Here is a 25,678-nt window from a genome sequence, read left to right as displayed (position 1 = left end):
TCGGGGCGAAATCGCGGTCTGTCGTGAGTAGGCCCTACCTAGTCGAATTCCGCCCGGTTCAGGTGAACGCCGAACGGCAGGTACGCCGCCATCTGCACCAAGTAGGGTCTGGCCTGTGCGAGTCGTACTTCTGGCCCCAGCCCAGGCATATCTGGACGGCGGAGGGCCCGTGGAGGTCAGCGGAGCACGGCTCCGCATGTTGCTGTCCCGGCTCGCACTGTCCCGCGCTGCCGCCCTCGATCTCCGGACCCTGATCAACCTCGGGCTCACCCGGACCAGCGACATCTGGACACTGGCTCCCCGACTCTCCTGAAGAATCCCAGCCTCCTGCCACCTCACAGGCCACCAAGAACAAGATCTTCAGTGAGCTTCTAGGTCTGTATGCGGCCGGGGAAACTGCCCAAACTGCCCGCTCAGCTTCCCTGGTATTCATTCAGCGCGAGGGCCGGGAGGCGAGGTAGCGGGGGAGATGATCGTCACAGCAGGCCCAGCGGGTGCCGGACTTGTCGGTAACGGTGTATTTGGGGTCGTTGGGGCAGGGGTTGTTGCGGTCGCCGCCGCCCCAGGTGCAGCGGGTGCGGCTGGCCTGGCCGAGTCGGGGATCGTCGGCGTCGTAGTCCTCGATCTTGGAGGCGGGTGGGCGCAGGCCGGTGCGGTCGCCAACCTCGACGACCTCGTCGGCCCCGAAGGCGCGGCTGGCGCCGGAGGGGCTGAGGTTGGCGGCCTGCCCCAGGGCTTCCAGGGTGTAGGGGCGTGGGGCGACGTAGGCGCGGCCGTAGGCGAGGAGGAGCCGGATCTGGGTGTCGGCGTCCTTTTTGACCGCGACCAGGTCCTCGATGGTGGTCAGCAGGGGATCGAACCCGGGGCCGCTGGCGTCCCATGCCGCGTCCAGGCTCTCCACGAACGCGGCGCGGGCTTCCTCGACGCCGGCGACCGCAGTGTCGAACGACTCGGATGTGGTCTCGTCGTGCTCGGTGGCGACCGGCATCGGGTGGCGGATCGCCGCGAGATCAGTAAGCATCTCACGTGAAATCATACGAGAAGCATGCAACACTTTTTGCATGAGTACAAGAATATTGTATGAAGATCGCAAGATTGAAGGAGTATAGGGTCTCGGGGCGGCGGGATGATCTTCGCGCCCGCGCTGACAACGGCAACTCGTACGCCGCCGGGCGGCTGGTTGGCCTGGCCGCCCACGACCGCCAGGACGTCGACCGGGACGCCCAGAGCGTCTCCGAGACGTCCAGAGCGTCCCGCAAGAAGCCGCCCTGCTTGCGGGTTGTTTCATGGCGACCCCATGCAACACCGCCCGCGGCCGGACGCGTCCTGCGGATTCTCTGTTTCAAAGGTCGGTGCAGACGGCTGGACGGTTGAAACACTTCTATGGAGTTCCAGCCCCGGCTGACGCTGGGAGGGCCGATATCGGTGCCCTGCCGCCCTCACGGCGCCACCCCTGCTCGACTTAGACCTGAGCGGCTGCGGTCTCCCGGCACGAAGCAGGTCGGAAACGCTTCAGCGGTTCCTTGACCGAACGTCGGACAACCGCGGCATAGGCCGCGATGATGGTGATGCGCTTGCTCATGACGATGACGAGGCCCTACCGGCTGATCTGGAATGGATTGTGTGGGCACCATTGCCTGGATGGCGCTGCTGGATTCGGGATCGAACTCGGCGAACCCCTCGCCGCCGGCCTCCCAGGCGTCGAATGCGATCGTTGCGTCGTCCCACCCGGCCTCATAGAGTCGGTTGATCAGGGCATCACCACCTGCCGGTCCGATGAAGTGGACCACGAACTCGTACATGGCCATCGTGATCATCCCTCCTGCGAGGTCGTGGTCTGCGACTCGGCCTTGTGCGGGCATTCTTCGAGTGCCCGGCGTAGTCTGCGCGCGTGATTCTCGGGCACCTCGGGTGTTGACCAGATAGAGGTAGGTGGCCTGCATCCATCGACTCCCCCAGGACATTGACGTGCTCCTCCCTTTGATTGGGAAGGATTCTCATGGCCGCTACGCGGCCACCCGTTGCGGGGTGGTGCGGGTGGTCCCGCCATGAGGTGCTTGACGCTTCACCGGCCCCAGTGGTGCAGGGCCTCCACGTCCAGTGACCGCCCGTCCGGCGGCTGAGTTGTACCGGTACAACTGGGTGCGGGCGGCGTTGACGTCGGCGTTGCCGATCCACCCGCAGGCTGGGTTCTTGCACACGAACCGGGACTGACTCTCGCGGGAGCCTTCGGTGATCGTGTGGCAGGCGTGGCATTCCTGGCTGGTGCCCAGCGCCGGGATGTAGATGGACCGGTAAGGGAGGTGATAGATCCCGTCGGCGAAGCGCTGCTTGGCGCCGTCCTCCTTCGCGTACATGCCCTGCGGCGGGTGGAGGTCGATCGACCACCCGCCGAAGGCGATCCGGTCCTCGAAGGGTGTCTGGGCCAGCACGTCGTGCTGGGTGAGCACGTAGTCGCCGAGGAGGCGGCGGTATTCCCGCTTGCCGGGCAGCGACCCCACCCACTCCAGGGTCATCGTGTCGGCGTCGAACTTCCCGGAGTTCTTGATGTAGTCCCAGATGCCGTAGATGACCGACCACAGCTCGTCGCGGATGCGGTCGTTGTCGTGCACGGTGTCCCGCTCGCCGCCGAACTCGATCCACCAGTCGCAGCGTGCGGGAGAACATTTGACGCGCTCCCCGGGCTCAATCCCGGGGATTCGGCCTGCACCGCTGCCGCTCAGGCGGCGGCGCTTCCGTGGCTTCCTGTTTCATCGACCGTGCCCCGCCGCCCACGCCGAAGTGTGGATGGTGGGTCTTACCGGTCTCCGCAGGCGTTTTGAGTCTCCGCTTCCCGCCCGTCTCAGGTGCGGGTTTCCGTCCAGCGGCGACCAGCCGTCTGCCCTCCTGCTGGAGGTTGACGGCAGAGTTGACGTCCCGGTCGTGGAGCGTGCCGCATGCGCTGCACGTCCACGATCGGACGTGCAGCGGCAACGCGGCGACCACGGTGTGGCAGGCCGAGCAGCGTTTGCTGGAGGGGAAGAACCGGCCGGCCTTGACCAGCGTCCGCCGTGCAGCTTGGCCTTGTACTCCAGCATGCCGACGAACTGGCCCCACCCGGCGTCGTGCACGCTCTTGGCCATCTTCGTGCGGGCCAGTCCCTTGACCGCCAGATCCTCCACGTAGATCGCTTGGTTTTCGCGGATCAACGTCGTGGACAACTGGTGGTGGAACTCGCGGCGCGCGTCGGCGACCTTGGCATGCTGGCGGGCCAGCGCGTCCCGGGCCTTGGCCCGGTTGGCCGAGCCTTTCTCCTTCCTGGACAGCGCCCGCTGCAGGCGCTTGAGCTTCTTCTCCGCCCGGCGCAGAAACCGCGGAGAGTCGATCTTTGTGCCGTCCGGCAGGATCGCGAAATGTCCCAGCCCCAAGTCGATGCCGGCGTCTGCCTCCACCGGGGGCAGCGGCTGGGGGGCGGCCTCGACCACGAACGAGGCGAAGTACCGACCGGCCGCGTCCTTGTTGATCGTCACCGACGACGCCGGCGCGGGCAGGTCCCGGGACCAGCGCACCGCCACCTCGCCGATCTTCGGCAGGCGCAGTTTCCCGCCTGTCGTGATCTTGAATTTGGCGTTCTTGGTGAAACGGATCGCCTGCCGGTTGTCCTTGCGGGACCGAAACCGAGGCGGCCCCAGCTTCGGGCCCTTGCGCCGACCGGCCAGCGAGTCGAAGAAGTTGCGGAACGCGGTGGTGCAGTCGGCCAGCGCCTGCTGCAGCACCACCGCCGACACCTCACCCAGCCAGGCCCGCTCCGGCGTCGCCTTCGCCTTCGTGATCACCCGCACGGACAGTTCGGCGTCGGTGATGAACGGCTCCCCGTTCTCGTACGCCTGGTTACGCAAAGCCAGAGCGTCGTTGAACACCACCCGGGCGCACCCGAACGCCCGCGCCAGCGCGATCCGCTGGCTTGGAGTCGGGTCGAGCCGGTAGGCGTAACGCAGCCGCACACCATGATCCTATCATTGGTCTATGGCCGATGACGGAGACATCAGGACCGGTAGGCACTGCATTTTCGTACTCCACGCACATTTGGTCTTCATCACCAAATACCGGCACCAGGTGTTCATCAGACCCCACCTGGAACGCATGGAGCAGATCATGCGAGACGTGTGCGCCGACTTCGAGACCGAACTGGCCGAGTTCAACGGCGAGGCCAACCACGTCCATCTCCTGGTGAACTTCCCGCCCAAGGTCGCCATCTCCCGGCTCGTCAACAGCCTCAAGGGCGTGTCCTCCCGGCGGATGCGGCAAGAGTTCCCCGAACTGGCCCGCCACTACTGGAGGGCGAACAGGCTCTGGTCAGGCTCCTACTTCGCCGGATCAGTGGGCGGAGCACCCCTTTCGGTCATGCACCAGTACATCGAGCAGCACAACCGGCCAATCTGATCCGCGCGGACACCGTTCCGCTTTGGCGGCGCAACGGCTGTTCCTGGCCCCGCTACGCGGGCCGGTCCGCTTCGGCCGAGCAGAGCGGCGATGCTGCGCGGGGTCGCCAGCGCACGTTGCGGGTCGAAACGACGGGGCAGCCACTCCCATTCCTGGCAGTCGGTCAAGAACCTGCGCAGCGCGGCGAGCTGCCCCTCCTTGCTGCTGGCTGCCAGCGGCTTGCGGACACGGTCCTTGAGGCCGACGGTGCGCTGGACGTAGTCACCGACGTTCATCCGGTCGAGCGCGGCGACCCAGGCCGCGCAGGTCTGCCTGGTCCAGTCCGCCGGATCAGCGGCGTCGGATGCTCCGGCCTGGAGCCAGCGGCCAACTTTGAGCAGGTTGGAGCGGACGCCGCTGCGGGTGCGGGGCGTCAACGTCGAGGTGGCATGCCAGCGGTCGCCCCACCGCTCCCATTCCGGTGCGCCGCCGGTGGCGCTGGCCATGTGACGGCCGGTGCCCTCCCGGGGCGGATCGCAGACATCTGCGTGCCCGGCAGCAGACGGTCGGTGCACGCGATCGAACAGCTCGGTGGTCAACTCGTCAAAGTGAGGGCTGCAGTTAAGCAGGAACAGCCGGCAGGCCACCATCGGCAGCAGCGTGGCGTTATCGCGGCCGAGCCGGTAACCCCACTCGTCCAGGAGGGAACCACGCCGGACAGACGCACCTGCAACCTGGACTATCCCGCCTCAAGGAATAGCTCTTAGGAGATGCTGCGGTAGAGGTCCCTGGTCAGGGTGGTGATGCGCTTGACGGAGGCGCTCCACGTGCTGCCCGCCGGGTGCGTCGTGAGCACCGCCATCACGTACCGCTCCCCCTTGCCCACCAGCCCGGTCGTGTACAGCACGGGACGGCCGTAGTCGGGCACGCCCGAGCCGATGGCGCGCTGGGCGATCCACGAGACGGGCGCGCTGACCGCCTTGGCGTCACACCTGATCGGCGGCGTGGTGCCGAACCCCGACCAGCCCTGCTTGACCGCCCACGGCCGGGGCAGTGCGTCCGGGATGCCGAAGGTCTGATCGAAGCCGTCCATGCCGCACGGCGTGGCCCGGCGCAAGTGGCCCAGGATCGTGTCCCTGACCCGGGCGTCGGCGGTGTCCAGCAGGTAGCGGTACGTCCGGACGATGTCGTACGCGCTCAGCGAGCTGTACCCCCAGAAGCCGGGCTTGGACGCGGGCGGCGGCGCCGTGTCGGCCAGCCTCAGCTTGCGGGCCATCCGCACGATGATCTGCCCCTTGCCGCCCCGGTCCCAGAACGCCGAGGCCGCGTCGTCATCGCTGGACCGCAACATGACCTTCAGCAGCCTGGCGTCGGCGGCCGGCACGCTCTTGCGCCGCTCCAGGTAGTCGATCGCGATGAGGATCTTGACGACGGACGCCGAGCGGTAGGCGCGGTGCGCGTTGCGGGTGGCCACGATCTTGCCTGCCTGCCGGTCGAACACCACCCACGCCGCCGTGGTCCCGGCCGGAACGCGCGGTGGGGCGGTCGCGGCGGCCTGAGCGGGCGTGGCGAGGGCGGCGACAACGAGGAGCACTGCGGCCCAGGGCTTCATACGCACGCGCCTATAAGTACCAGATTCTCCTGTCCAACTCTTGACCTCCCAACAGAACCGGGTATAAACACAGATGAAACCAACACGAAACGGCGGTGAATCAACATCATGTACGCGGAGGAGCGGCAGCAGGAGATCCTGCGGAGAGCGCGTGCCACAGGCCGCGTCGACGTGGTGACGCTGGCCGCCGATCTCGACGTGACCACCGAGACGATCCGCCGCGACCTGACGTCGCTGGAGCGGGCGGGTGTGCTGCGCCGGGTGCACGGCGGCGCGATCCCCGTGGAGCGGCTGGGCTTCGAGCCCGCGTTGGCCGCCCGCGACGAGCTGATGACGGCCGAGAAGGAGCGCATCGCCAAGGCGGCGCTGGCCGAGCTGCCCGAGGACGGATCGGTCATCATCGATGCGGGCACCACGACGGGCCGGCTGGTCCAGGTGCTGCCGGCTGACCGCGAGCTCACCGTCGTGGTGAACTCACCGCCGCTGGCCACGGTCCTGGCCGCCCGCCCCAACCTGCACGTGATCATGCTGGGCGGGCGGCTGCGCGGCAAGACGCTCGCCACGGTCGACGACTGGGCACTGCGCCCGCTCGCGCACCTCAACGTGGACGTCGCGTTCATCGGCACCAACGGCTGCTCGCCGGCCCGGGGGCTGACCACGCCGGACCCGGGCGAGGCGGCGATCAAGCGGGCCATGGTCAAGGCCGCGCAGCGCAGCGTGCTCCTGGCCGACCACACGAAGTTCTCCAACACCTACCTGGCCACGTTCGCCGAGCTGAGCGAGATCGACGTGGTGATCAGCGACACCGGGCTGGACGTCACGCTCGCCGCCGACGTGGCGGCGGCGGGGCCGGAGGTGATCAGGGCGTGATCCTCACCCTGACGCTCAACCCCAGCCTGGACCGCACGATCGAGATCGGCGCGCTGGACCGCGGCGCGGTCATCCGCGCCGCCGCCGCCCGCCTGGATCCGGGCGGCAAGGGCGTGAACGTCTCGCGCGCCCTGCTGGCCAACCGGGTCGCCTCGCGCGCGGTGGTGCCGTTCGGCGGGGACGAGGGCAGGCAGCTCGTCCGTCTCCTCGCCGCCCAGGGGCTCGACATGGTCACCGTCCCGGTGGCCGGCCCGACCCGGTCGAACGTCACGCTCGCCGAGCCCGACGGCACCACCACCAAGATCAACGAGCCGGGCACGGCCCTGTCGCCCGGCGAGCTGGACACGATCGCGGAGGCGGTGCTGGCCGCCGCGCACGAGGCGGACTGGGTGGTCGCCTCCGGCAGCCTGCCCCCCGAGGTGCCCGCCGACGTCTACGCCCGGTTGTGCCTCAGGTTCGCCGAGGCGGGCATCCTTGTGGCGGTCGACACCAGCGGGCCTGCCCTGTCGTGCGCGCTCGGCGCGGCGCCGGCCCTGGTCAAGCCGAACGTGGAGGAGCTCGCCGCGGCCACCGGCATGCCCATCCGCTGCCTCGGCGACGTGGTGAAGGCCGCGGGCAAGCTCCGTGCGGCGGGCGCGCGCACGGTGCTGGCCAGCCTGGGCGCCGACGGCGCGGTGCTGGTCGAGGAGTCCGGCATCTGGTACGGCGAGGCGCCGGTGACCGAGCCCCGCAGCTCCGTCGGCGCGGGCGACGCCATGCTGGCCGGATTCTTAGCGGACGGCGGCCACGGGCCTGACGCGCTGGCGCGGGCCCTGGCCTGGGGCGCCGCCGCGGTAGGCCTGCCCGGAAGCCGTATGCCGGGACCCGCCGACATCGACCTCGGCGCCGTCACCGTCCATCAGCCCGACCCGGCCCGCCTCCTCACCTCACCCCCGCCCGCTCCTCCCCAATAGCCGGCAAAGCCGCTGATTCTCTGCACAACCCCCCGAAGGAGCTAGTTCCATGGCCGATACTTACACACCTCCGGTCACCGGTACCGGCGTCAAGGCCACCATCCAGCGCATCGGCGGCCATCTGGCCGGCATGATCATGCCGAACATCGGCGCGTTCATCGCCTGGGGCCTGATCACGGCGTTGTTCATCCCGACCGGCTGGCTGCCGAACGAGGACCTCGCCAAGATGGTCGGCCCGATCATCTCGACCCTGTTGCCGGTCCTCATCGCCTACACCGGCGGGCGGATGGTGCACGGGCAGCGTGGGGCGGTCGTCGGCGCGGTGGCGGTGATGGGCGTCGTGGTCGGCACGGAGGCCCCGATGTTCCTGGGCGCCATGATCATCGGCCCGCTCACCGCCCTGATCCTGAAATATGTGGACAAGTTCACGGAGGCGCGGACCAGGGCCGGGTTCGAGATGCTGGTGGACAACTTCTCCGCCGGCATCGTGGGCGGCGCGATGGCGATCGTCGGATTCCTCGGCATCGGTCCCATCGTGCAGGCGGTCACCACGGCCGCGGGCAACGCCGTGGAGTGGCTGATCACCAACAACCTGCTGCCCGTGGCGTCCGTGCTCATCGAGCCGGCCAAGGTGCTGTTCCTGAACAACGCCATCAACCACGGCGTGCTCAGCCCGCTGGGTGTCGCGCAGGCGGCCGAGCAGGGCAAGTCGATCCTGTTCATGCTCGAGTCGAACCCGGGGCCCGGGCTCGGCCTGCTGCTGGCGTACCTGCTGTTCGGGCCGCGCGAGCTGCGGCCCAGCACGCCCGCTGCGATGATCATCCACTTCTTCGGCGGCATCCACGAGATCTACTTCCCGTACGTTCTCATGAAGCCGCGCCTCATCGCGGCCGTCATCGCGGGCGGCGCGGCCGGGGTGTTCACGTTCATGATCACCGGAGCCGGCCTGGTCGCCACCCCGTCGCCGGGCAGCATCTTCGCCTACCTGGCGGTCACGCCGAAGGGCGGCTGGCTGGGCTCGAGCCTCGGGATCCTCGTGGCCACGGCCGTGTCGTTCGCCGTGGCCGCCCTCCTGCTCGGCTTCGGCAGGGGCGAGAAGGCCGCCGATGAAGAAGTTTCCAGCACCGAACCCACCACCAAGGAGGCCTGAGCCATGGACGCCAAGGACATCCGAAAGATCATCGTCGCCTGCGACGCCGGGATGGGCAGCAGCGTGATGCTCGCCTCCACGCTGCGCAAGCAGCTCAAGGACAGCGGCGTCATCGTGGAGCACACGCCGGTCAACTCCATCCCCGACGACGCCGACGTGGTGCTGTGCCACGCCGGGCTGGCCGCCCGCGCCAGGGCCGCCGCTCCGGGGAAGCTGCTGGTGCCGTTCCAGATCTTCCTCGGCGACCCGGCGGTGACCAGGCTGGTCAACACCATCAAGAACGGCGGCACCGTCGATGCGTGACGACCTGCTCGACCCGCGGGCGGTGCGGCTGCACGAGAGCGCCGCCGACCGCGACGCGGCCATCCGCCTCTGCGGCCGGGTGCTGGTCGAGGTGGGGGCGGTCGCGGAGCCGTACGTCGAGGCGATGCTCGAACGGGAGCGGTCGATCTCCACCTACGTCGGCGAGGGCGTCGCCATCCCGCACGGGACGGACGCGTCCAAGGAGGACATCAAGCGGGACGCCATCTGCGTCGTGCGTTTCCCCGGCGGCGTGGACTGGGACGGCGAGCAGGTCACGCTCTGCGTCGGCATCGCCGCCAGGGAAGGCGGCCACGTACCGCTGCTGGCGGCGCTGGCCGAGATCCTGCTCGACCCCGACCGCGCCCGGGCCCTCCGCGAGGCGACCGAGGTTTCACAGGTGATGAAGGAGCTCGTATGAAAGTCGCCAGATTCCACGCCCCGGGCGACATCAGGATCGAGGACGCGCCCGAGCCCGTGGCCGGGCCGGGCGAGCTGAAGATCCGGGTACGCAACTGCTCGACCTGCGGCACGGACGCCAAGATCTACAAGTTCGGGCACCACCACATCAGGCCGCCGCGGGTGATGGGGCACGAGATCGCCGGCGAGGTCGTGGACACCGGCGCCCGGGTGCAGGTGATCGCCGCCATCCCGTGCGGCGCGTGCGCCGAGTGCCTGCGCGGCCGCCAGACGGTCTGCCCGAACCAGGAGTCCATGGGCTACCACTACGACGGCGGCTTCGCCGAGTACATGATCATCCCGGCGAAGGTGCTCGCCGTCGACGGCGTCAACGCCATCCCCGACGGCGTCGGCTTCGCCGAGGCGTCGGTCGCCGAGCCCCTGGCCTGCGTGCTGAACGGGCAGGAGCTGGCGGGCGTCGGCGCGGGCGACGACGTGGTGGTGATGGGCGCGGGCCCGATCGGCTGCCTGCACGTCCGGCTGGCGCGGGCGCGCGGCGCCGCCCGCGTGTTCCTCGTGGACGTCAACGCGCAGCGCCTGGCCATGGCCGCCGAACTGGTGAGCCCGGACGCCGCCATCGACGCCGACCCCGTCGAGCAGGTGCTGAAGCTGACCGGCGGGCGCGGCGCCGACGTGGTGATCACGGCGGCGGCGTCAGGGGCGGCGCAGGAGCAGGCGGTGCGGATGGCGGCCCGGCAGGGCCGGATCAGCTTCTTCGGCGGCCTGCCCAAGGACGACCCGATCATCGCGCTGGACTCCAACCTGGTGCATTACCGCGAGCTGACGATCGTCGGCGCGAACGGCTCCAGCCCCGCCCACAACGCCTCGGCGCTGCGGCTGGTGGCCGAGGGGGCCGTCGTGGTCTCCGACCTCATCACCCACCGGCTGCCACTCCCCCGGGTGCTCGACGGGATCGACCTCGTCAGCCGGGGCGCGGCCATCAAGGTCACGATCGAACCGTAAGGAGACGCTCTGATGGCACATCGAACGGTCGCCGTGGCCTCTGCCAGCGGCCTGCACGCCCGGCCCGCCAAGCTCTTCGTCCAGGAGGCGGTGCGGCTCGGGGTGCCCGTGACGGTGCGGCTCGGCGAGAAGGCCGTGCCGGCCAAGAGCATGCTGGGAGTGTTGTCGCTGGGGGCCGTCCAGGGGACGGAGGTGACGCTCGAGGCGGACGGGCCGGGGGCCGAGGAGGCGCTGGACGCGCTGGCGTCGCTGCTCGCGCGCGACCTGGACGCGGAAGAGGCCCTCGATGCCTGACACCCCGCTCCGGCCGGGCGTCGCGGAGCCTGGACCAGGAGCCCGTGCCGGTGGCTCCCGTCCTGACAGCGGCCCCTGGACGGGGGCCGGCGGGCGGCTCACCGGACTCGGCGTCAGCCAGGGCCGGGCGGCGGGCCCGGTGATCCGGATGGCCGGGCCGCCGCGGCTGCCCGCCCCCCATCCGGTCGCCGACCCCGGCGCCGAGGCGGCCACCGTCGTCAAGGCCCTGGGTGCGGTGGCCGCCGACCTCGCCCAGCGGGCCACCGGCGCGCAGGGGGAGGCCGCCGAAATCCTCGAGGCACTCGCCATGATCGCCGACGACCCGATGCTGCGGGAGGAGGCCGAGGGAAAGGCACGCAGCGGCCTGGACGCGGCCCACGCCCTGGACGCGGCCTTCACCCATCACCGGGACGCCCTCGCCGCGCTGGGCGGCTACCTGGCCGAGCGGGCCGCCGACCTGGACGACCTCAAGCATCGCGCGGTGGCGTTCGCGCTCGGCCTGCCCATGCCGGGGCTTCCCTCCCCCGGCCACCCGTACGTGCTGGTGGCCGCGGACCTCTCCCCCGCCGACACCGCCGGCCTGGGCGACGACGTGCTGGCACTGGTCACCGAGCGGGGCGGGCCGACGAGCCACACCGCGATCCTGGCCCGCGGCCGGGGGCTGCCCGCGGTGGTGGCCTGCCCGGAGATCGCCGGCGTCCCCGACGGCACCATCGTGGGCGTCGACGGCACGACCGGCGAGATCGCCCTCGGCCTGTCCGCCGCGGAGGCGGCCGAGGTCGGGGAGCGCGACCGCGCCGAGAAGGCCAGACTGGCGGCGAGCCACGGCCCCGGCAGGACCGCCGACGGCCACCCCGTCAAGCTCTTACTCAACGTCGGCTCGGCGGCGGACCTGCGCCCGGGCGCGGAGGGCGTCGGGCTGTTCCGCACGGAGTTCCTGTTCCTGGACCGCAGGCAGGCGCCCTCGTTCGAGGAGCAGGTCGCGGCCTACATCGAGGTGTTCACGCAGGCCGAGACGGTCATCGTGCGCACGCTGGACGCCGGCACCGACAAGCCGCTGCCCTTCCTGGGGCTGCCCGGGGAGCCGAACCCCGCCCTGGGCGTGCGCGGCCTGCGGGTGGACCGGGTGCTCCCGGACGTGCTGGACACGCAGCTCGACGCGATCGCCGAAGCGGCCAGGGCCGCGGGCGCGCAGGCGTGGGTGATGGCGCCCATGGTCACCACGATGGGCGAGGCGTCCGGCTTCGCCCGTCGCGCCCGTGCCAAGGGCATTGCCAGGGTCGGGGTGATGGTGGAGGTGCCGGCGGCGGCGCTGCGGGCCCGGCGGTTGCTGCAGGAGGTGGACTTCCTCAGCATCGGCACCAATGATCTGGCCCAGTACACCTTCGCCGCCGATCGCCAGCACTCCTCCCTGGCCGATCTCCTCGACCCCCGTCAACCGGCCCTTTTGGAGCTGATCGCGATGTGCGCGGAGGCGGGGCGGGAGGCGGGCAAGCCGGTCGGCGTGTGCGGGGAGGCGGCCGGCGACCCGCTGCTGGCGCCCCTGCTGGTGGGGCTGGGGGTGACGAGCCTGTCCATGGCCCCGGTGTGCGTTCCCGCAGTCCGGGAGGCCTTGGCGGCCCTCACCCTGCAGGAGTGCCGGGAACGCGCCCGTGCGGCGCTTGCCTAGCTGCGCGCGCCGGTCACTACTCCTGCGAGGAGCGCGGTCACCGTCACAGCTTGACGAGTTTGGCGTAGGGCGCGTTGATGCGGCGCGTCTCCGCACCGAAATCAACGAGGACAGCCACATCCTGCTCGACGGCGATGACGCGGCCGAGGCCGTATTTGTCGTGGCTGACCTGGTCCCGCACGGCGAACTGCTCGACGGGAGGTGGAGGAGGCTCGGCAACGTTGAAGGGGCTTCCTGGCAGGCGTCGCCGGGCCGCGGCGTGAGGTCTCATTGGTTTCAGTATGCGCCCTTCTGACGAATAAAGCGACCGGTCACGGAGGAGGCGGCGCGAAAGCACGGATATGCGGGGTGAGCCGGGGACGCGACAGATCCGGGCCCGCAGCGGTGCGGGCCCGGATCCCTGACATCTGCCAGGTCAGGCGGCGACGATGTTCTCCGCCTGCAGACCCTTCTGGCCCTGGACGACGTCGAAGGACACCTTCTGGCCCTCGTGCAGCTCCCGGTAGCCGCCGCTGGCGACGATGTTGGAGTAGTGCGCGAAGACGTCGGGGCCGTCGTTGTCCTGGGCGATGAAGCCGAAGCCCTTTTCGGCGTTGAACCACTTCACGGTTCCGGTTGCCATATCGATCTCCTCGAGATGTGTGCAGGAAACGCAATTCGCACCGTGCGAATTGCCGTGTCGCCGCGATGAGCCCATCCGGAGATGACCGGAAAACAAAAACGCGCCCGAAGATCACAGTCTGTCAGGCGCGCACAAAGTCTTTATGGGTACCACAACTACAACTGCAGTTCAGTCTAGCACACGTTTCGGGTCCACCGCCCTGAGCCGGAGCTGGTCGTTCTCGACGTCGACCGTCACCCTGCCGCCCTCGGACACCTCGCCGGTCAGCAACATCGTGGACAGCCGGTTGTCCAGCTCCCGCTGCACCGTCCGCCGCAGCGGCCGGGCCCCGAACTCCGGCTGGTAGCCGCGCTGCGCCAGCCAGTCCTTGGCCGGGTCCGTGACCTCCAGCGTGACGTCCTGTCCGCGGAGCCGCTGCCGGGTGCGCTCCAGCATCAGGTCCACGATCCGGCGCAGCTGGTCGCGCTCCAGCCGCTTGAAGACGATCGTCTCGTCGATGCGGTTGAGCAGCTCCGGCCGCAGGGAGCGGCGCAGCAGGTCCATGAGCCGGCTCTCGAGCTGCGCGGGGTCGGCGGTGGACTCCAGGATGAGCTGGGCGCCGAGGTTGCTGGTCATGATGACGATCGTGTTGGTGAAGTCCACCGTGCGGCCGTGCCCGTCGGTGAGGCGGCCGTCGTCGAGCATCTGCAGCAGGATGTTCATGACGTCCGGGTGGGCCTTCTCGACCTCGTCCAGGAGGATCACGCCGTGCGGGCGGCGGCGTACGGCCTCGGTGAGCTGGCCCGCCTCCTCGTACCCGACGTATCCGGGCGGCGCGCCGATGAGGCGCGAGAGCGTGTGCCGCTCCTGGTACTCGCTCATGTCGATGCGCACCATGTGCTCCTCGCCCCCGAACAGGGCCGCGGCGAGCGCCCTGGCCAGCTCGGTCTTGCCGACGCCCGTGGGGCCGAGGAACAGGAAGCTGCCGATGGGCCGGTTGGGGTCCGACAGTCCCGCCCGCGCCCTGCGTACCGCCTCCGCGATCGCGGTCACCGCCTCGTCCTGGCCGATCACGCGCTGGTGCAGGTACTCTTCGAGGCGCATGAGCCGATCGCGTTCCTGCTCGGTGAGCTGGGTGACCGGGATGCCGGTGCGGCGGGAGACGACCTCGGCGATGTCCTCCACCATGACCTGCGGCACGGTGTCCGTGCCCTGTCTGGCGCGCTGCAGCTCCGGCCGGACCTTGTCGATCTCCCTGGTCAGGTCCTTGGCCCGGTCGAAGTCGTCGGCGGCGACGGCCTGGTCCTTGTCGCGGCGCAGCGAGTCCAGGCGTTCCTCCAGCTCCCGCACGTCGCTGCCGGGGGTGCGCGAGCGCAGCCGCACCCTGGCCGCGGCCTGGTCCATCAGGTCGATGGCCTTGTCGGGCAGGAAGCGGTCGGGGATGTAGCGGGCCGACAGGGTCGCGGCGGCGTCCAGGGCCTCGTCGGTGATGCGGACCTGGTGGTGGGCCTCGTACGCGTCGCGCAGCCCCGCCAGGATCTCCACCGTCTCCTCCACGGTCGGCTCGGCGACCAGGATCGGCTGGAAGCGGCGTTCGAGTGCGGCGTCCTTCTCGATGTTCTTGCGGTATTCGTCGATCGTGGTGGCGGCGATCACGTGCAGCTCGCCGCGGGCCAGGGCGGGCTTGAGGATGTTCGCCGCGTCCATGCCGCCCTCGGCGGCGCCGGCGCCGACCAGGTTGTGCACCTCGTCGATGAAGACGATGATCTCGTCGGCGTGCTCGCGCACCTCGTCGATGACCTTCTTGATGCGTTCCTCGAACTCGCCGCGGTATTTCGTCCCGGCCACCATCCCGGTCAGGTCGAGGGCGACCACGCGGCGGTCCTTGAGCGGATCGGGGACGCTGCCGTTGACGATGCGCTGGGCGATGCCCTCGACGATCGCGGTCTTGCCGACGCCGGGCTCGCCGATGAGGCACGGGTTGTTCTTGGTGCGGCGCGACAGCACCTCGATGGACTGCTCGATCTCGTCCTCACGGCCGACGACCGGGTCGATCTTGCCCTGCCGGGCCTGCTCGGTGATGTCCCGGCCGTACTCGTCCAGCGAGGGCGTGTTCGTCGCGCGGCGGGCTTCGCCTCGGCGGGCCGGGCCCGCCATGATGGCCTGCTGCAGCTCGTTCGCCGAGACGCCCTGTTCCTGCAGGAGGCGGGCGGCGCTGGAGTCCGGGTTGGCGGCCGCCGCGAGCAGCAGGTGCTCGGGGCCGATGTAGGAGGACTGCAGGGCGCGGGAGATGCGCTGGGCGTCGAGGATGGCGCGTTTGGCGGCGGGCGAGAGGGTCGTGGGCGGCTCGGCGGGCAGGCCGGGGCCGCTCATCTCGTCGATGCGGTCACGCAGCCGGCCCAGGTCCACCCCGGCGGTACGCAGCATGGTCTGGGTGGCGTCGTCGTCGATCAGCGCGTCCAGCAGGTCGAGCACGTCGAGGTCCGGCGCGCCGCGCTGCCCGGCCGCCTCCAGCGCGCGCCGCAGCACCTCCCGGGCCGAGGCGCTCAGGAGCTTGCCCACGTCCACCCGCTGCACGCTGGGCCGGGTCGGCGGCCAGCCCTCCATACCGCCGAACACCCGGCCCGTGAGCTCCTCGAACCCTCTGAACGGATCTCCACCGAAAAACGACCTGAACGGCATGTCCGCCATCGAATGCCCCCTCCACGCTTCAAGGGACACCTAGCCGTTCAGGCCGCAAGCGATAGCCAGTAATCAGCAAGTATCAGGTCAGGGGCCGCCGGCGCAGGCTCGCCTCGGCCAGCTGCGGCGGCAGCCAGCCCGCGTCGGCCGGGTTGAGCGTGACGCCGGGCGCGACGATCTCGTCGATCCGGTCGAGCACGTCGTCGCTCAGCCGCACGTCGGCGGCGGTGAGCTGGCTCTCCAGGTGCTCCATGGTGCGCGGCCCGATGATCGCCGAGGTCACGGCCCGGTGCCGGATCGTGAACGCGATCGACAACTCGATCAGCGTGATCCCGGCCTCCTCGGCCAGCACGGCGAGTTTCTCGACCGCGTCGAGCTTGCGCTGGTTGACCTCCTGCGTCAGGTCGTAGCGGTCGGGCAGCCGCTGCGCCCTGCGGGTCTGCGGCACGTCCTGGCCCTTGCGGTAGTTGCCGCTCAGCCAGCCGCCGGCGAGCGGGCTCCAGACGATGACGCCCATGCCGTACTTCTCGGCCACGGGCAGCACGCCGGCCTCGATGCCGCGCACGAGCGGCGAGTACGGCGGCTGCTCGCACACGAACCGCTCCAGCCCGCGCCGGTCCGACGCCCACTGGGCTTCGACGATCTGGTGGGCGGGGAAGGTGGAGCTGCCGATGTAGCGCACCTTGCCCTGGCGGACGAGGTCGGTGAGTGCGCCGAGGGTCTCCTCGATGTCGGTGTCCGGGTCGGGGCGGTGGATCTGGTAGAGGTCGATCCAGTCGGTGCCGAGCCGGCGCAGGCTGTTCTCGACGGCCTGGAAGATCCAGCGGCGGGAGTTGCCCCGCTCGTTGGGCCCCTCCCCCATGACGCCGTGGCACTTCGTGGCCAGCACCACCTGGTGCCGCTTGCCGGACTTGGCGAGCGCCTGGCCGACGAACTCCTCCGACTGCCCCTGCGAGTAGACGTCGGCGGTGTCGATGAAGTTGACCCCCGTGTCCAGCGCCCGGTCGATGATCCGGGCTGACTCGCCGGGATCGGACTCCCCCCACCAGCCGAACATCATCGCGCCGAGGCAGAGAGGACTGACCTTGAGTCCGGTACGTCCGAGTACACGATATTCAGTCATGGTTCTCACTCTGTCGCGACGAGGGTGCGGATGGGCGTCGCGCCGGAGACGAGTTCCAGGGTCTGGCCGGCCGTGCCCGGGTTGTCGAGCAGCGCCATGATCACGGCGGCCACGTCGTCGCGCGGCACCGACCCCGGCGGCACCTCGGGCGCCAGCCGGACCAGGCCCGTGCCCGGCTCGTCGGTCAGGCGGCCGGGGCGGACGATCGTCCAGGCCAGGCCGTCGCGGCGGCGCAGGTCCTCCTCGGCGGCGGTCTTGGCGTCGATGTACGCGGCCCACACCTCGTCCCGGCCCGGCGCCGGCGGCTTGCCCGCGCCCATGGACGAGATCTGGATGAAGCGCCCCACCCCCGCCCTCTCCGCGGCCTCGGCGAGCAGCACGGACGCGGCCCGGTCCACGGTGTCCTTGCGTGCCGCGCCGCTGCCGGGCCCCGCGCCCGCGGCGAACACCACGGCGTCCGCGCCGCGCACGATCTCCGTCACCTCGTCCAGGCTCGCCTTCTCCAGGTCGCAGACCACGGCCTCGGCTCCGGTGGCCTCGACGTCGGCGACGTGGGCAGGGTTGCGCACCAGGCCGACCGCGCCCGACTTGAGGCGCTCCGCCAGCCGCAGCCCGATCTTCCCATGGCCACCTGCAATGATGATCCGCATGTCCTCATGGTGTCATGGACCCCATGAGCGACTTCCCGCAAGCTCCGACGCCCGCCTTCCTCTTCGACCTTGACGGCACCTTGATCGACAGCGTTTACCAGCACGTCATCGCCTGGCGGCAGGCGTTGTCGAGCATGGGGATCGACCTGTCGGTGTGGCGCATCCACCGCCGCATCGGCATGAGCGGCGGGCTGTTCGTCAGCGCGCTGCTGCGTGAGACCGGACTGAAGCTGTCGCGGGAGCAGATCGACCAGCTGCAGACCACGCACATGGAGGCGTACGAGCAGCAGGTCCACTCCGTCAAGCCGCTGCCCGGCGCGGCCGAGCTGCTGTCGGAGCTCACCACGCGCGGCGTGCCCTGGGCGATCGCGACCAGTGGGTATGCCCGCACGGCCAGGCTGGCGCTCGGCATGCTGGGGCTGCCGGAGGACACCCCGATGATCACCCGCGACATGGTGCGGCGTGCGAAGCCCGACCCCGACCTGTTCCTCGCCGGGGCGGACCTGGTGCGTGTGGATCCGCGGCATGCCATGGTGGTGGGCGACAGCGTCTGGGACCTGCTCGCCGCCCGCCGGGCCGGCGCGCTCGGGATCGGACTCCTGTCGGGAGGGTATGGGAGGGACGAGCTCGAACGTGCGGGAGCCTTCAGGGTGTACGCCGATCCGGCGGACATGCTGGCCAGGCTTGACGAACTCGGCGTGCGTTTCGATTAAGAGGGAATATCCCCCCGAACTCCCGGGCTGGATCAGGCGTATTCCCCATAAAGGAGCTTGAAAATGGACTTGGCAGACATCGGCGTCACGGGCCTGGCCACCATGGGGCGCAACCTGGCACGCAATCTCGCCAGGCACGGCTACGCGGTGGGCGTGCACAACCGGACGTTCGGCCGTACCCAGCAGCTGGTCAAGGAGTTCGGCGGGGAGGGCACGTTCGTGCCGTCCGAGGACCTCGCCGCCTTCGTGGCCTCGCTGAAGCGGCCCCGGCGGGCGATCATCATGGTCAAGGCGGGTGCGGGCACCGACGCGGTGATCGACCAGCTCGCCGACCTGATGGAACCGGGCGACATGATCGTCGACGGCGGCAACGCGCACTTCGAGGACACCCGCCGGCGCGAGGCCGCGCTGCGTGAGCGGGGCATCCACTTCGTCGGCACCGGCATCTCCGGCGGCGAGGAGGGCGCGCTGCACGGCCCGAGCATCATGCCGGGCGGGTCGAAGGAGTCGTGGGAAGCGCTCGGCCCGATCCTGCAGGACATCGCGGCCACCGTGGACGGGGTGCCGTGCTCGGTGCACGTCGGCCCGGACGGCGCGGGGCACTTCGTGAAGATGGTGCACAACGGCATCGAATACTCGGACATGCAGCTCATCGCCGAGTCGTACGATCTGCTCCGTCAGGCCCTGGGCGCGACTCCGGCCGAGCTGGCCGAGGTGTTCAGGGAGTGGAACCGCGGCGAGCTGGACTCCTACCTGATCGAGATCACCGCCGAGGTGCTCGAGCAGGTGGACGCCGAGACGGGCAAGCCGTTCGTGGACGTCGTGGTCGATCAGGCCGAGCAGAAGGGCACCGGCCGCTGGACCGTGCAGAGCGCGCTCGACCTCGGCGTCCCGGTGACGGGCATCGCTGAGGCGACATTCGCCCGAGCGCTGTCCGGGCACCCGGAGCAGCGGGCCGCCGCCGCGTCGCTGGCGGGGCCGAAGTTGTCCGGGGTCGGCGGGCGGGAGCTCATCGAGGACGTGCGGCAGGCACTGTACGCGTCCAAGATCGTGGCGTACGCGCAGGGCTTCGACCAGATGGCGGCCGCCTCGAAGGAGTACGGCTGGGACCTGGACCTGGGCGCCATGGCCACCATCTGGCGGGGCGGGTGCATCATCAGGGCCAAGTTCCTGGACCGGATCCGCTCCGCCTACGACGCCAACCCGAACCTGCCGACGCTGCTGGCCGACCCCACGTTCGCGGCGGCGCTGGACGCGGCGCAGGAGGCCTGGCGGCGCGTGGTCACCACGGCGGTGCAGATCGGCGTGCCCACGCCGGGCTTCTCCTCGGCGCTGGCCTACTACGACGGGCTGCGGCGCGACCGGCTGCCGGCGGCGCTGGTGCAGGGGTTGCGCGACTTCTTCGGCGCCCACACCTACCACCGGGTGGACAAGGAGGGCTCCTTCCACACCGACTGGTCCGGCGACCGCGCCGAACACCCGGCCTAGCCGCGGTGCGGCCCGCTCCGAGCGGAGCGGGCCGCCGTCACCATGTCAGGCCGGCCGTCGTGAAGAACCACAGCGACGAGGTCACCCAGAGGGCCACCAGCGCCGTGAAGGCCAGCCCGCCCAGGATGGGGAACGCCCACGGGGGAATCCCGCGCCGGGACAGGGCCAGCATCTTGGTGGTGAAGATCCCGTAGAAGAAGCAGCCCGCCAGGGAGTGGACCAGCACGCGGGTGCCGTCGTAGCGCGCCCCCAGGGCGTACAGGCAGTGGAAGGCGACCGGCAGCGTCAGCAGGAACGCCAGCCGGCCCGACCAGCGGTGCAGGCCATAGACCCACGGCAGGTCCAGCCGGATCCGGCCCCACATCACCAGGGAGGAGAAGAGCTGGACCCCGGCGAGGAGGAACGCGCCCGTGGTCAGCCAGGCCTTCATCGGGAGCGCGCCGGAGAAGCCCGCGACGCCGACGGCGAAGCCGGTGGGCTGGTGCAGCGTGCCGTAGCGGCCGAGGGCGACGGCGACGAGAGCGCCCACGCCGAGGGGCAGGAGCAGCAGGATGGCGCCCGGGCCGGACCGGCGGGTGACTTCGGTGTCGTACATCACAGCCCTCCCATGAATGCGTCCACGTCCTCAGGGGTGATCACCGCGCCCTTGATCACCGTGGCCTGCCCGGGCTCGGGGATCTCCGCGGTGACCAGTGCGCCGTCCAGGGTCACGGCGCCGACTCTGCTGCCGTCCGGCAGGTAGATCCATCCGGCCACCAGCTTCGCGCCCCGGACCAGCGCCGTCGCCCTGTAGAGGCCCGACGGCTTGCGCACCGTCGGCGCGGTGAAGTCCCAGCGCCGATCGCCGATCGACAGTTCGCCGACGGCCGCGCCATCGGCGATCTCGGCGCTCACGTCGGCGCCGCCGAAGCCCTCCAGGGTCAGGATGCCGCCGTCGGCCGTGCCCTGGAACCAGGCTTCGGTTTCGCCGTCGCAGAAGTACGCGATCGCCTTGGCACCGCGAACGGAGATCGCCAAGAGCCCGCGGCTGCCCCGGACCCGGGTCGCGTAGTCGGCGCGGACGACCCCGGTCGCGGGTGCGGCGCTCGGGCTGCCGGTCGGGGTCTGGGCAGGGTCTTGCGGTCCGGCCGCCGGGTAGTCCTCGCCCGCGGTGCCGGTCGGCGTCGGGTTCTCCATGGACGCCGAGGTCATGCCGCCGGACTGGGGTGGTGCGGGCGACTCGGCGAGGCTGAGCGACACCAGGGCGGCCGTGGTCGCCATGCCCGCCAGCAACGTGAGGATGGGGCCTGGCCTCGTCATGGTCTCCCGCCTTTGATCCGTTGAAGCGTCTGCCAGTGCGTACGCGGGAAACGCGCCGGCGGTTCACTGATCCGGACGCCTTCGTCACAGAAGGGATGTCACCGCTGTACGGCGATGGCCGGTGGCAGCATCATGGACCTTATGATCGTTCGCACGTGGCGGGGCTGGACGCGATCGAGCGACGCGAAGGCCTACGAGGCCTATCTGCTGCGCACCGGCTTCACCGGATACACCTCGACTCCGGGCAACCGGGGCGCCTACTTCACCAGGCGCGACGCAGGCGACAGGACCGAGTTCTTCTTGATCTCCCTGTGGGAGTCGTGGGACGCGATCAAGGCGTTCGCCGGGGACGATCCGGGCAGCGCGGTCTTCTATCCCGAGGACGACGCGTTCCTGGTCGACCGGGAACGGACCGTCGACCACTACGAGGTGTTCGCCGAAGCCTGACGGGGCTCGGGGGCACAACCGGGTCAGCGGCCGGCGATGCCGGCCGGGTTGGCCACCGCCGTCACCGTACAGAAGCCGATAGGCCCGGTCGTGTCGTGCAGGGTGACCTGGCCGGTGGCGACGCCGGCCGCGTTCACGTGTCCCGTGGCCTCGATGCCGAGGACGTCGCTGTCCGGGAGGCGGGCGAGGGTCAGCGTGTAATCAGCGTTGATAAAACGCAGCCCGTCCGTTCCGGCGTTGCTCAGCGGGCTGGCGAAGTCGGCCGCCAGCGCCGCCCGGACGAACGGCGACACCGCTTCCTCGTCCACCAGCGGATACGTCTCCCGCATCCACGCCCGCCCCGGTCCCGGGGCGCCCCATTCGGTCAGCCGCCACAGATCGAACGGCGGCCTCCACCCGGTCCACTCGGCCGGCGGCCCGTCCGGTGCGGGCTCGTCCCAGGCGGGCGTGACGAGGGTCTGCGCACCGCCAGGCGGCCCGCTCTGCCGTAGCAGCACGGCGCTGGCCCGCCCGATCACCCCCTGCTCGGTGGAGATGACCGCGTCGGCGACCCGAATCCGGCGCCCGTCCCTGACCAGGGTGGTCTCCACGGTGACGGGCAGCATCGGGCTGTTGCGGAACAGGTCGACGGTCAGCCGGGCGAAGTGCAGGCCCGGCTCGCCGTGGGCCTCCTCGAGGGCACGGGCGGCGAGCCCGCCGAGGAGGCGGCCGTGGAGCATGTCGGGGGACCAGGGGCCGCGAGCGTGCGGCGAGGGGATCAACTCGCCCTGCTTCCGGGTGAAAAACGCTGACGTCGACGACACAGAATCAGATTCTAGAGGAGAGTAGGCGCTGCCCGAGGATGTGCAGCTTTTCCTTCAGCTCGACCGGTTCGAGCACCTCGAAGTCGACGTCGAGGAAGGCCACGACCACTGACATGAGGTGGAGGTCGTCACCGCGGAGGGTGAGCACGCAGGAGTGCTCGTCCACGGGCCCCACCGTGCCGGCGGTCCGGCCGGCGATCCCCTGATGGTCGGTGTAGTCGAAACGCAGCTCCTCCTGATCGCGGCAGGCGGAGGCCACGCGGGTGAGCACGCCGGCGTCCACGGTGGGGCCGTCCCGGTTGATCCGCACGGTGTGCGTCTGCAGCGTGTTGACGCGGAGGCGCAGGCGGGCCGGCAGGACCTGTTCGAGCTTGGAGAGGGCACGCAGGGAGGTCTCCTCGATGCCGGTCACGGTGCCGTTCGCGGCGGTACGCAACCCCACCGCGACCGCGACGGCCTCGTCATCGTCGAGCAGCAGCGGCGGCAGTTCGGCGCCGGCGCCGAGGCGGTAGCCGCCGGAGACGCCGGGCGTGGAGTGGACGGGTGTTCAGCACGCTCGCCATTGTGGCCCGAATATGGCCGCAATCGGTCCTAGCGTGGCGAGCATGGACGCATTCGTCATCGACATACCGCAGCCCAGCTGGACGATCTCCTTGCGCGCCTGGGCCGGACGCGCTCGAGGGAGTGGGGTGGTCGTACGGGTGCCGCCGCAGGCGGTCCGCGAGCTGGCGGACTACTGGCTCCATGCGTATGCGTGGCGTGAGCACGAGGCCCGGCTGAACGTCCTACCGGAGTACACGACCGAGATCGACGGGCAGCGCGTCCACTTCGCGCACGTGCGATCGGCCCGGGAGGATGCGCTGCCGCTGCTGCTCACGCACGGCTGGAGTGGCAGGAGGTCTCCGGGTGCGCCGTGATCCAGGGCACCCGGCCGCAGACCCTCGCCTACGCCCTGGTCGACTCGCCGGCCGGGCAGCTCGCCTGGAACCTGGACGCGTTCGCCTCCTGGGTCGGGACGTCGGGGCCATGTCCGCCGACGACGTCCTGACCAACGTGTCCCTTTACTGGTTCACCGGAACGGCCAGCTCGTCCGGGCGTCTGTACCGGGAGAGCGCGCCCGACTGGGCGCCGCCTGACGAGCCCGACAAGACGCCGACCGGCATCGCGGTCTTCCCCGGCGACAGCACTGTGCGGCGCTACGCCGAGCAGGTCCACAACGTGGTGCACTGGTCGGAGTTCGCCACCGGCGGCCACTATGCCGCGCTGCAGGCCCCCGCTCTGCTGGCGGACGACATCAGGGCGTTCTTCGCCGCCCTCTAGGCCTTCTTGTCCGCCTTCTAGGCCTGCATGATGCAGAAGGGGTGGCCTTCGGGGTCGAGGAGGACGGTCCAGGAGTCGCCGCCCGGCTGGAAGCCGGGGACGGTGGCGCCCAGCGCGGTCAGCTCCTTCTTGGCGGTCTCGACGTCGGGGACCTGGAACTCCAGGTGCACGTGCTTGCCGTCGTTGGGCCAGCCCGGGCCCTGGTAGCCGTCGATCCGCTGGAACCCGATCGAGACCGGGCCGCCTTCGAGACCGGCGAAGTCGGCGTCGCCGTCGGTGACACGCCATCCGGTCGCCTTGGCGTAGAAGGCCGCCAGGGCCGTCGGGTCGGCGCAGTCGATGACTATGGAGGTCAATGTCGTCGTGGTCATGAGGACAGCGTGCCGGTGACGGGTCGGCCGGGTCTTGAACATCCTTGCGCGCCGGGATTTGTCGGAGGGGCGGCGTAGCGTTCGTCGCGTGCGTTCCTCCGTGCTTCTCGCTACCGGGCCCGGATTCACCCTCGACGCGGTGACCTGCGTCGAGGACCACCGAGGCTGGTCGGCCGCGGAGGTGAACGACCGATATCGGGTGGTGCTGGTGCGCCGCGGCACGTTCCGGCGCAAGGCCGACGGCCGGAGCGTGGTCGCCGACCCGACCATGGCCTACCTCGGGGTGCCGGGTGAGGAGGAGCACTTCGCCCATCCGGCGGGCGGCGACGTGTGCACCTCGCTGTCGCTGTCGCCCCGGCTGTGGCGGGTGCTCGCCGGCGAGGGCGCCCGTACGGCACGCTCGACCATCTACGTGGACGCCCGCCTCGACCTCGCCCACCGCCGTGTGCTCGCGGCCGCGCGCGGCGGCGACACCGACTTCGCGGTGGCCGAGTCGCTGCTGCCGCTGATCGGCGCCGCCCTCGCGCAGGATGCCGACCGCTCCCCGAAGGCCGCCATCCACCGCCCATCTGCCACCGCCGGCCGACCAGGGGCCGTCGCCGGCCGTCCAGGGCATGCCACCATGCGCACGAGCGCCGCCATCGTCGGCGCCGCCCGCGAGGCCATCACGGCCGGGCACCCGGCGGCGGGCGGGTTGCTGTCGCTGGCCGAGTTCCTGGAGGTGTCGCCTTACCAGCTCAGCCGGGCCTTCACCCGCGAGCTCGGCATCTCGCTGACCCACTACCGCAACCGGGTCCGCGTGGGGCGGGCGCTCGACCGGCTGGAAAACGGCGAGCCGAGCCTGGCCGTGCTCGCCGCCGACCTGGGGTTCGCCGACCAGGCGCACCTGACCCGCACGATCCGCCGCCATGTCGGCCACACCCCCACGGCCCTGCGCCGCCTGCTCGCGTCACGAAATCCGTGACCGGGTGGATTTCCGCCCGGCGCGGGCCGTAAGCTCCCCCAATGCGCGATCTAGGTGAGGACCCCCAGCCTGCCCGGGGTGCGGTACGCGAGATCCACGTGCTCAACGGCCCCGCCACCCTGGCCTACTCCCCCGACCTCGACGGCCTGGCCGACCCCGGGGAGATCGTCTGGGCCTGGGTGCCGTACGAGGAGGACCCGTCCCGGGGCAAGGACCGGCCTCTGCTGGTCGTGGGGCGCACTGGGCGCAGGTTGCTGGGCATGATGTTGTCCAGCAAGGGCGACGACGGGCCCGAATGGCTGCCGCTCGGCGCGTGGGGACGCGACGGCCGGGCGTCGTACGTACGGCTGGACCGGGTTTTCGTGCTGGATGAGGACGACATCCGGCGGGAGGGCGCAGTGCTGGATGCCGACCGCTTCGCCCGGGTCGCGGCCCGGCTCATGAAGACGCACGGCTGGGGCGCCGGCCGGTAAGGGGCGGCGGACCGGCACGTCGGCACAGCCACCTGCCGGTAACGGCCGGCGGGACCGGCACGTCGGCACAGCC

33 protein-coding genes and 2 pseudogenes are annotated in these 25,678 nt (G+C 70.5%); 18 read left to right on the top strand and 17 right to left on the bottom strand.

Annotated elements, in window-relative coordinates; translation table 11 throughout:
- Window positions 1–115: 115 nt before the first annotated feature.
- The gene (locus Q9G87_RS55475) at window positions 116–313 is read left to right on the top strand and encodes a hypothetical protein (protein WP_305924771.1); all 198 of its coding nucleotides are present in this window, start codon (window positions 116–118) and stop codon (window positions 311–313) included.
- A gap of 120 nt (window positions 314–433) precedes the next feature.
- On the opposite strand, the gene Q9G87_RS55470 is transcribed toward Q9G87_RS55475, so the two are convergent.
- The 5 genes and pseudogenes from Q9G87_RS55470 to Q9G87_RS55455 form a co-directional block, all read right to left on the bottom strand.
- Complete coding sequence (locus tag Q9G87_RS55470) at window positions 434–1,021, bottom strand: hypothetical protein (protein ID WP_305924770.1); 588 nt, start codon at window positions 1,019–1,021, stop codon at window positions 434–436.
- 418 nt (window positions 1,022–1,439) lie between these two features.
- Entirely contained in the window at window positions 1,440–1,817 is a 378-nt protein-coding gene (locus tag Q9G87_RS55465) for a hypothetical protein (protein ID WP_305924769.1), read from the bottom strand.
- A gap of 189 nt (window positions 1,818–2,006) precedes the next feature.
- Entirely contained in the window at window positions 2,007–2,690 is a 684-nt protein-coding gene (locus tag Q9G87_RS55460; RefSeq protein WP_305924813.1) for an FAD-dependent oxidoreductase, read from the bottom strand.
- A complete protein-coding gene (locus Q9G87_RS61160; protein ID WP_452452683.1) occupies window positions 2,686–3,096 on the bottom strand; it encodes a zinc ribbon domain-containing protein in 411 nt (136 codons plus the stop codon). Before Q9G87_RS61160 ends, Q9G87_RS55460 begins: the two co-directional genes overlap by 5 nt.
- An 8-nt stretch (window positions 3,097–3,104) precedes the next feature.
- Window positions 3,105–3,983 (bottom strand): annotated as a pseudogene (locus Q9G87_RS55455) (RNA-guided endonuclease InsQ/TnpB family protein); the annotation flags it as partial.
- 22 nt (window positions 3,984–4,005) lie between these two features.
- Between Q9G87_RS55455 and tnpA the strand changes: the two are divergent.
- Complete coding sequence (tnpA, locus tag Q9G87_RS55450) at window positions 4,006–4,422, top strand: IS200/IS605 family transposase (protein ID WP_305924768.1); 417 nt, start codon at window positions 4,006–4,008, stop codon at window positions 4,420–4,422.
- Here the strand turns inward: tnpA and Q9G87_RS55445 are convergent.
- Both Q9G87_RS55445 and Q9G87_RS55440 read right to left on the bottom strand, forming a co-directional pair.
- The gene (locus tag Q9G87_RS55445) at window positions 4,344–5,000 is read right to left on the bottom strand and encodes a hypothetical protein (RefSeq protein ID WP_305924767.1); all 657 of its coding nucleotides are present in this window, start codon (window positions 4,998–5,000) and stop codon (window positions 4,344–4,346) included. The genes tnpA and Q9G87_RS55445 overlap by 79 nt on opposite strands.
- A gap of 164 nt (window positions 5,001–5,164) precedes the next feature.
- Window positions 5,165–6,013: a D-alanyl-D-alanine carboxypeptidase family protein gene (locus tag Q9G87_RS55440; protein WP_305924812.1), complete on the bottom strand. Its 849-nt coding sequence runs from the start codon at window positions 6,011–6,013 to the stop codon at window positions 5,165–5,167.
- A gap of 108 nt (window positions 6,014–6,121) precedes the next feature.
- On the opposite strand from Q9G87_RS55440, the gene Q9G87_RS55435 reads away from it, so the two are divergent.
- The 8 genes from Q9G87_RS55435 to ptsP are packed head-to-tail and all read left to right on the top strand — an operon-like array spanning window position 6,122 to window position 12,671.
- Window positions 6,122–6,883, top strand: a complete 762-nt coding sequence (locus Q9G87_RS55435) for a DeoR/GlpR family DNA-binding transcription regulator (protein ID WP_305924766.1) — start codon at window positions 6,122–6,124, stop codon at window positions 6,881–6,883.
- On the top strand, window positions 6,880–7,836 hold the full coding sequence (gene pfkB, locus Q9G87_RS55430; protein ID WP_305924765.1) for a 1-phosphofructokinase: 957 nt from the start codon (window positions 6,880–6,882) through the stop codon (window positions 7,834–7,836). Before Q9G87_RS55435 ends, pfkB begins: the two co-directional genes overlap by 4 nt.
- Before the next feature lie 49 nt (window positions 7,837–7,885).
- A complete protein-coding gene (mtlA, locus tag Q9G87_RS55425) occupies window positions 7,886–8,986 on the top strand; it encodes a mannitol-specific PTS transporter subunit IIC (RefSeq protein WP_305924764.1) in 1,101 nt (366 codons plus the stop codon).
- A 3-nt stretch (window positions 8,987–8,989) separates the two neighbouring features.
- Window positions 8,990–9,289 (top strand): PTS lactose transporter subunit IIB, encoded by a 300-nt coding sequence (locus Q9G87_RS55420; protein WP_305924763.1) that lies wholly within the window; start codon window positions 8,990–8,992, stop codon window positions 9,287–9,289.
- A complete protein-coding gene (locus tag Q9G87_RS55415; protein ID WP_305924762.1) occupies window positions 9,282–9,707 on the top strand; it encodes a PTS sugar transporter subunit IIA in 426 nt (141 codons plus the stop codon). The genes Q9G87_RS55420 and Q9G87_RS55415 overlap by 8 nt, the downstream gene beginning before the upstream one ends.
- Window positions 9,704–10,708 carry a zinc-dependent dehydrogenase gene (locus Q9G87_RS55410; protein WP_305924761.1) on the top strand — a complete coding sequence of 335 codons (1,005 nt, stop codon included), beginning with the start codon at window positions 9,704–9,706 and terminating at the stop codon, window positions 10,706–10,708. Before Q9G87_RS55415 ends, Q9G87_RS55410 begins: the two co-directional genes overlap by 4 nt.
- Before the next feature lie 12 nt (window positions 10,709–10,720).
- The gene (locus Q9G87_RS55405; protein ID WP_305924760.1) at window positions 10,721–11,002 is read left to right on the top strand and encodes an HPr family phosphocarrier protein; all 282 of its coding nucleotides are present in this window, start codon (window positions 10,721–10,723) and stop codon (window positions 11,000–11,002) included.
- Complete coding sequence (gene ptsP / locus Q9G87_RS55400; protein ID WP_305924759.1) at window positions 10,995–12,671, top strand: phosphoenolpyruvate--protein phosphotransferase; 1,677 nt, start codon at window positions 10,995–10,997, stop codon at window positions 12,669–12,671. Before Q9G87_RS55405 ends, ptsP begins: the two co-directional genes overlap by 8 nt.
- Before the next feature lie 43 nt (window positions 12,672–12,714).
- On the opposite strand, the gene Q9G87_RS55395 is transcribed toward ptsP, so the two are convergent.
- The 5 genes from Q9G87_RS55395 to Q9G87_RS55375 all read right to left on the bottom strand — a co-directional run bounded on the left by Q9G87_RS55395 (window position 12,715) and on the right by Q9G87_RS55375 (window position 17,727).
- On the bottom strand, window positions 12,715–12,942 hold the full coding sequence (locus Q9G87_RS55395) for a hypothetical protein (RefSeq protein WP_305924758.1): 228 nt from the start codon (window positions 12,940–12,942) through the stop codon (window positions 12,715–12,717).
- A gap of 144 nt (window positions 12,943–13,086) precedes the next feature.
- Window positions 13,087–13,293 (bottom strand): cold-shock protein, encoded by a 207-nt coding sequence (locus Q9G87_RS55390; protein ID WP_305924757.1) that lies wholly within the window; start codon window positions 13,291–13,293, stop codon window positions 13,087–13,089.
- Window positions 13,294–13,461: 168 nt separating this feature from the next.
- Complete coding sequence (locus tag Q9G87_RS55385) at window positions 13,462–15,963, bottom strand: ATP-dependent Clp protease ATP-binding subunit (RefSeq protein ID WP_305924756.1); 2,502 nt, start codon at window positions 15,961–15,963, stop codon at window positions 13,462–13,464.
- 73 nt (window positions 15,964–16,036) lie between these two features.
- A complete protein-coding gene (locus Q9G87_RS55380) occupies window positions 16,037–17,077 on the bottom strand; it encodes an aldo/keto reductase (protein WP_305924755.1) in 1,041 nt (346 codons plus the stop codon).
- Window positions 17,078–17,082: 5 nt separating this feature from the next.
- Window positions 17,083–17,727, bottom strand: a complete 645-nt coding sequence (locus Q9G87_RS55375) for an SDR family oxidoreductase (RefSeq protein WP_305924754.1) — start codon at window positions 17,725–17,727, stop codon at window positions 17,083–17,085.
- Window positions 17,728–17,750: 23 nt separating this feature from the next.
- Between Q9G87_RS55375 and Q9G87_RS55370 the strand changes: the two genes are divergently transcribed.
- A complete protein-coding gene (locus tag Q9G87_RS55370; RefSeq protein ID WP_305924753.1) occupies window positions 17,751–18,440 on the top strand; it encodes an HAD family hydrolase in 690 nt (229 codons plus the stop codon).
- A gap of 63 nt (window positions 18,441–18,503) precedes the next feature.
- The gene (gndA, locus tag Q9G87_RS55365) at window positions 18,504–19,928 is read left to right on the top strand and encodes an NADP-dependent phosphogluconate dehydrogenase (protein WP_305924752.1); all 1,425 of its coding nucleotides are present in this window, start codon (window positions 18,504–18,506) and stop codon (window positions 19,926–19,928) included.
- Window positions 19,929–19,965: 37 nt separating this feature from the next.
- On the opposite strand, the gene Q9G87_RS55360 is transcribed toward gndA, so the two are convergent.
- Both Q9G87_RS55360 and Q9G87_RS55355 read right to left on the bottom strand, forming a co-directional pair.
- On the bottom strand, window positions 19,966–20,523 hold the full coding sequence (locus tag Q9G87_RS55360; RefSeq protein ID WP_305924751.1) for a DUF6529 family protein: 558 nt from the start codon (window positions 20,521–20,523) through the stop codon (window positions 19,966–19,968).
- Window positions 20,523–21,227 (bottom strand): hypothetical protein, encoded by a 705-nt coding sequence (locus Q9G87_RS55355; protein WP_305924750.1) that lies wholly within the window; start codon window positions 21,225–21,227, stop codon window positions 20,523–20,525. The genes Q9G87_RS55360 and Q9G87_RS55355 overlap by 1 nt, the downstream gene beginning before the upstream one ends.
- 141 nt (window positions 21,228–21,368) lie before the next feature.
- Here Q9G87_RS55355 and Q9G87_RS55350 point away from each other — a divergent pair, with 141 nt between their 5' ends.
- A complete protein-coding gene (locus Q9G87_RS55350; protein WP_305924749.1) occupies window positions 21,369–21,674 on the top strand; it encodes a hypothetical protein in 306 nt (101 codons plus the stop codon).
- Window positions 21,675–21,697: 23 nt separating this feature from the next.
- Here the strand turns inward: Q9G87_RS55350 and Q9G87_RS55345 are convergent, their stop codons facing one another.
- On the bottom strand, window positions 21,698–22,477 hold the full coding sequence (locus Q9G87_RS55345) for an acyl-CoA thioesterase domain-containing protein (protein WP_305924748.1): 780 nt from the start codon (window positions 22,475–22,477) through the stop codon (window positions 21,698–21,700).
- A 4-nt stretch (window positions 22,478–22,481) separates the two neighbouring features.
- Window positions 22,482–23,021 (bottom strand): annotated as a pseudogene (locus tag Q9G87_RS55340) (hypothetical protein); the annotation flags it as partial.
- Between the two features lie 61 nt (window positions 23,022–23,082).
- On the opposite strand from Q9G87_RS55340, the gene Q9G87_RS55335 reads away from it, so the two are divergent.
- Genes Q9G87_RS55335 through Q9G87_RS55325 form a run of 3 tightly spaced genes read left to right on the top strand, consistent with a single transcriptional unit; the run spans window position 23,083 to window position 23,797 of the window.
- Complete coding sequence (locus Q9G87_RS55335; RefSeq protein ID WP_305924747.1) at window positions 23,083–23,394, top strand: epoxide hydrolase N-terminal domain-containing protein; 312 nt, start codon at window positions 23,083–23,085, stop codon at window positions 23,392–23,394.
- Window positions 23,391–23,525 carry a hypothetical protein gene (locus Q9G87_RS55330; RefSeq protein WP_305924746.1) on the top strand — a complete coding sequence of 45 codons (135 nt, stop codon included), beginning with the start codon at window positions 23,391–23,393 and terminating at the stop codon, window positions 23,523–23,525. Before Q9G87_RS55335 ends, Q9G87_RS55330 begins: the two co-directional genes overlap by 4 nt.
- On the top strand, window positions 23,504–23,797 hold the full coding sequence (locus tag Q9G87_RS55325; RefSeq protein WP_305924745.1) for a hypothetical protein: 294 nt from the start codon (window positions 23,504–23,506) through the stop codon (window positions 23,795–23,797). The genes Q9G87_RS55330 and Q9G87_RS55325 overlap by 22 nt, the downstream gene beginning before the upstream one ends.
- Before the next feature lie 17 nt (window positions 23,798–23,814).
- Here Q9G87_RS55325 and Q9G87_RS55320 read toward each other — a convergent pair whose 3' ends face one another.
- The gene (locus Q9G87_RS55320) at window positions 23,815–24,168 is read right to left on the bottom strand and encodes a VOC family protein (protein WP_305924744.1); all 354 of its coding nucleotides are present in this window, start codon (window positions 24,166–24,168) and stop codon (window positions 23,815–23,817) included.
- A gap of 88 nt (window positions 24,169–24,256) precedes the next feature.
- On the opposite strand from Q9G87_RS55320, the gene Q9G87_RS55315 reads away from it, so the two are divergent.
- Both Q9G87_RS55315 and Q9G87_RS55310 read left to right on the top strand, forming a co-directional pair.
- Window positions 24,257–25,132, top strand: a complete 876-nt coding sequence (locus Q9G87_RS55315; RefSeq protein ID WP_305924743.1) for a helix-turn-helix domain-containing protein — start codon at window positions 24,257–24,259, stop codon at window positions 25,130–25,132.
- Window positions 25,133–25,173: 41 nt separating this feature from the next.
- Window positions 25,174–25,605: a type II toxin-antitoxin system PemK/MazF family toxin gene (locus tag Q9G87_RS55310; RefSeq protein ID WP_305924742.1), complete on the top strand. Its 432-nt coding sequence runs from the start codon at window positions 25,174–25,176 to the stop codon at window positions 25,603–25,605.
- Window positions 25,606–25,678: the final 73 nt, after the last annotated feature.

It is taken from the genome of Nonomuraea turcica, assembly GCF_030718205.1.
Classification (GTDB): Bacteria; Actinomycetota; Actinomycetes; order Streptosporangiales; family Streptosporangiaceae; genus Nonomuraea.
Note: the sequence above shows the minus strand (reverse complement) of the source record. Positions and strands in the feature narration are given on the sequence as shown.

Excerpts from the sequence above, each read along its gene's own strand:
- Q9G87_RS55470 (WP_305924770.1), bottom strand. The coding sequence starts at position 1,021 with ATGCTTACTGATCTCGCGGCGATCCGCCACCCGATGCCGGTCGCCACC.
- Q9G87_RS55465 (WP_305924769.1), bottom strand. The coding sequence starts at position 1,817 with ATGATCACGATGGCCATGTACGAGTTCGTGGTCCACTTCATCGGACCG.
- tnpA (WP_305924768.1), top strand. The coding sequence starts at position 4,006 with ATGGCCGATGACGGAGACATCAGGACCGGTAGGCACTGCATTTTCGTA.
- Q9G87_RS55440 (WP_305924812.1), bottom strand. The coding sequence starts at position 6,013 with ATGAAGCCCTGGGCCGCAGTGCTCCTCGTTGTCGCCGCCCTCGCCACG.
- Q9G87_RS55435 (WP_305924766.1), top strand. The coding sequence starts at position 6,122 with ATGTACGCGGAGGAGCGGCAGCAGGAGATCCTGCGGAGAGCGCGTGCC.
- mtlA (WP_305924764.1), top strand. The coding sequence starts at position 7,886 with ATGGCCGATACTTACACACCTCCGGTCACCGGTACCGGCGTCAAGGCC.
- Q9G87_RS55420 (WP_305924763.1), top strand. The coding sequence starts at position 8,990 with ATGGACGCCAAGGACATCCGAAAGATCATCGTCGCCTGCGACGCCGGG.
- Q9G87_RS55415 (WP_305924762.1), top strand. The coding sequence starts at position 9,282 with ATGCGTGACGACCTGCTCGACCCGCGGGCGGTGCGGCTGCACGAGAGC.
- Q9G87_RS55410 (WP_305924761.1), top strand. The coding sequence starts at position 9,704 with ATGAAAGTCGCCAGATTCCACGCCCCGGGCGACATCAGGATCGAGGAC.
- Q9G87_RS55405 (WP_305924760.1), top strand. The coding sequence starts at position 10,721 with ATGGCACATCGAACGGTCGCCGTGGCCTCTGCCAGCGGCCTGCACGCC.
- ptsP (WP_305924759.1), top strand. The coding sequence starts at position 10,995 with ATGCCTGACACCCCGCTCCGGCCGGGCGTCGCGGAGCCTGGACCAGGA.
- Q9G87_RS55395 (WP_305924758.1), bottom strand. The coding sequence starts at position 12,942 with ATGAGACCTCACGCCGCGGCCCGGCGACGCCTGCCAGGAAGCCCCTTC.
- Q9G87_RS55390 (WP_305924757.1), bottom strand. The coding sequence starts at position 13,293 with ATGGCAACCGGAACCGTGAAGTGGTTCAACGCCGAAAAGGGCTTCGGC.
- Q9G87_RS55385 (WP_305924756.1), bottom strand. The coding sequence starts at position 15,963 with ATGGCGGACATGCCGTTCAGGTCGTTTTTCGGTGGAGATCCGTTCAGA.
- Q9G87_RS55380 (WP_305924755.1), bottom strand. The coding sequence starts at position 17,077 with ATGACTGAATATCGTGTACTCGGACGTACCGGACTCAAGGTCAGTCCT.
- Q9G87_RS55375 (WP_305924754.1), bottom strand. The coding sequence starts at position 17,727 with ATGCGGATCATCATTGCAGGTGGCCATGGGAAGATCGGGCTGCGGCTG.
- Q9G87_RS55370 (WP_305924753.1), top strand. The coding sequence starts at position 17,751 with ATGAGCGACTTCCCGCAAGCTCCGACGCCCGCCTTCCTCTTCGACCTT.
- gndA (WP_305924752.1), top strand. The coding sequence starts at position 18,504 with ATGGACTTGGCAGACATCGGCGTCACGGGCCTGGCCACCATGGGGCGC.
- Q9G87_RS55360 (WP_305924751.1), bottom strand. The coding sequence starts at position 20,523 with ATGTACGACACCGAAGTCACCCGCCGGTCCGGCCCGGGCGCCATCCTG.
- Q9G87_RS55355 (WP_305924750.1), bottom strand. The coding sequence starts at position 21,227 with ATGACGAGGCCAGGCCCCATCCTCACGTTGCTGGCGGGCATGGCGACC.
- Q9G87_RS55350 (WP_305924749.1), top strand. The coding sequence starts at position 21,369 with ATGATCGTTCGCACGTGGCGGGGCTGGACGCGATCGAGCGACGCGAAG.
- Q9G87_RS55335 (WP_305924747.1), top strand. The coding sequence starts at position 23,083 with ATGGACGCATTCGTCATCGACATACCGCAGCCCAGCTGGACGATCTCC.
- Q9G87_RS55325 (WP_305924745.1), top strand. The coding sequence starts at position 23,504 with ATGTCCGCCGACGACGTCCTGACCAACGTGTCCCTTTACTGGTTCACC.
- Q9G87_RS55320 (WP_305924744.1), bottom strand. The coding sequence starts at position 24,168 with ATGACCACGACGACATTGACCTCCATAGTCATCGACTGCGCCGACCCG.
- Q9G87_RS55310 (WP_305924742.1), top strand. The coding sequence starts at position 25,174 with ATGCGCGATCTAGGTGAGGACCCCCAGCCTGCCCGGGGTGCGGTACGC.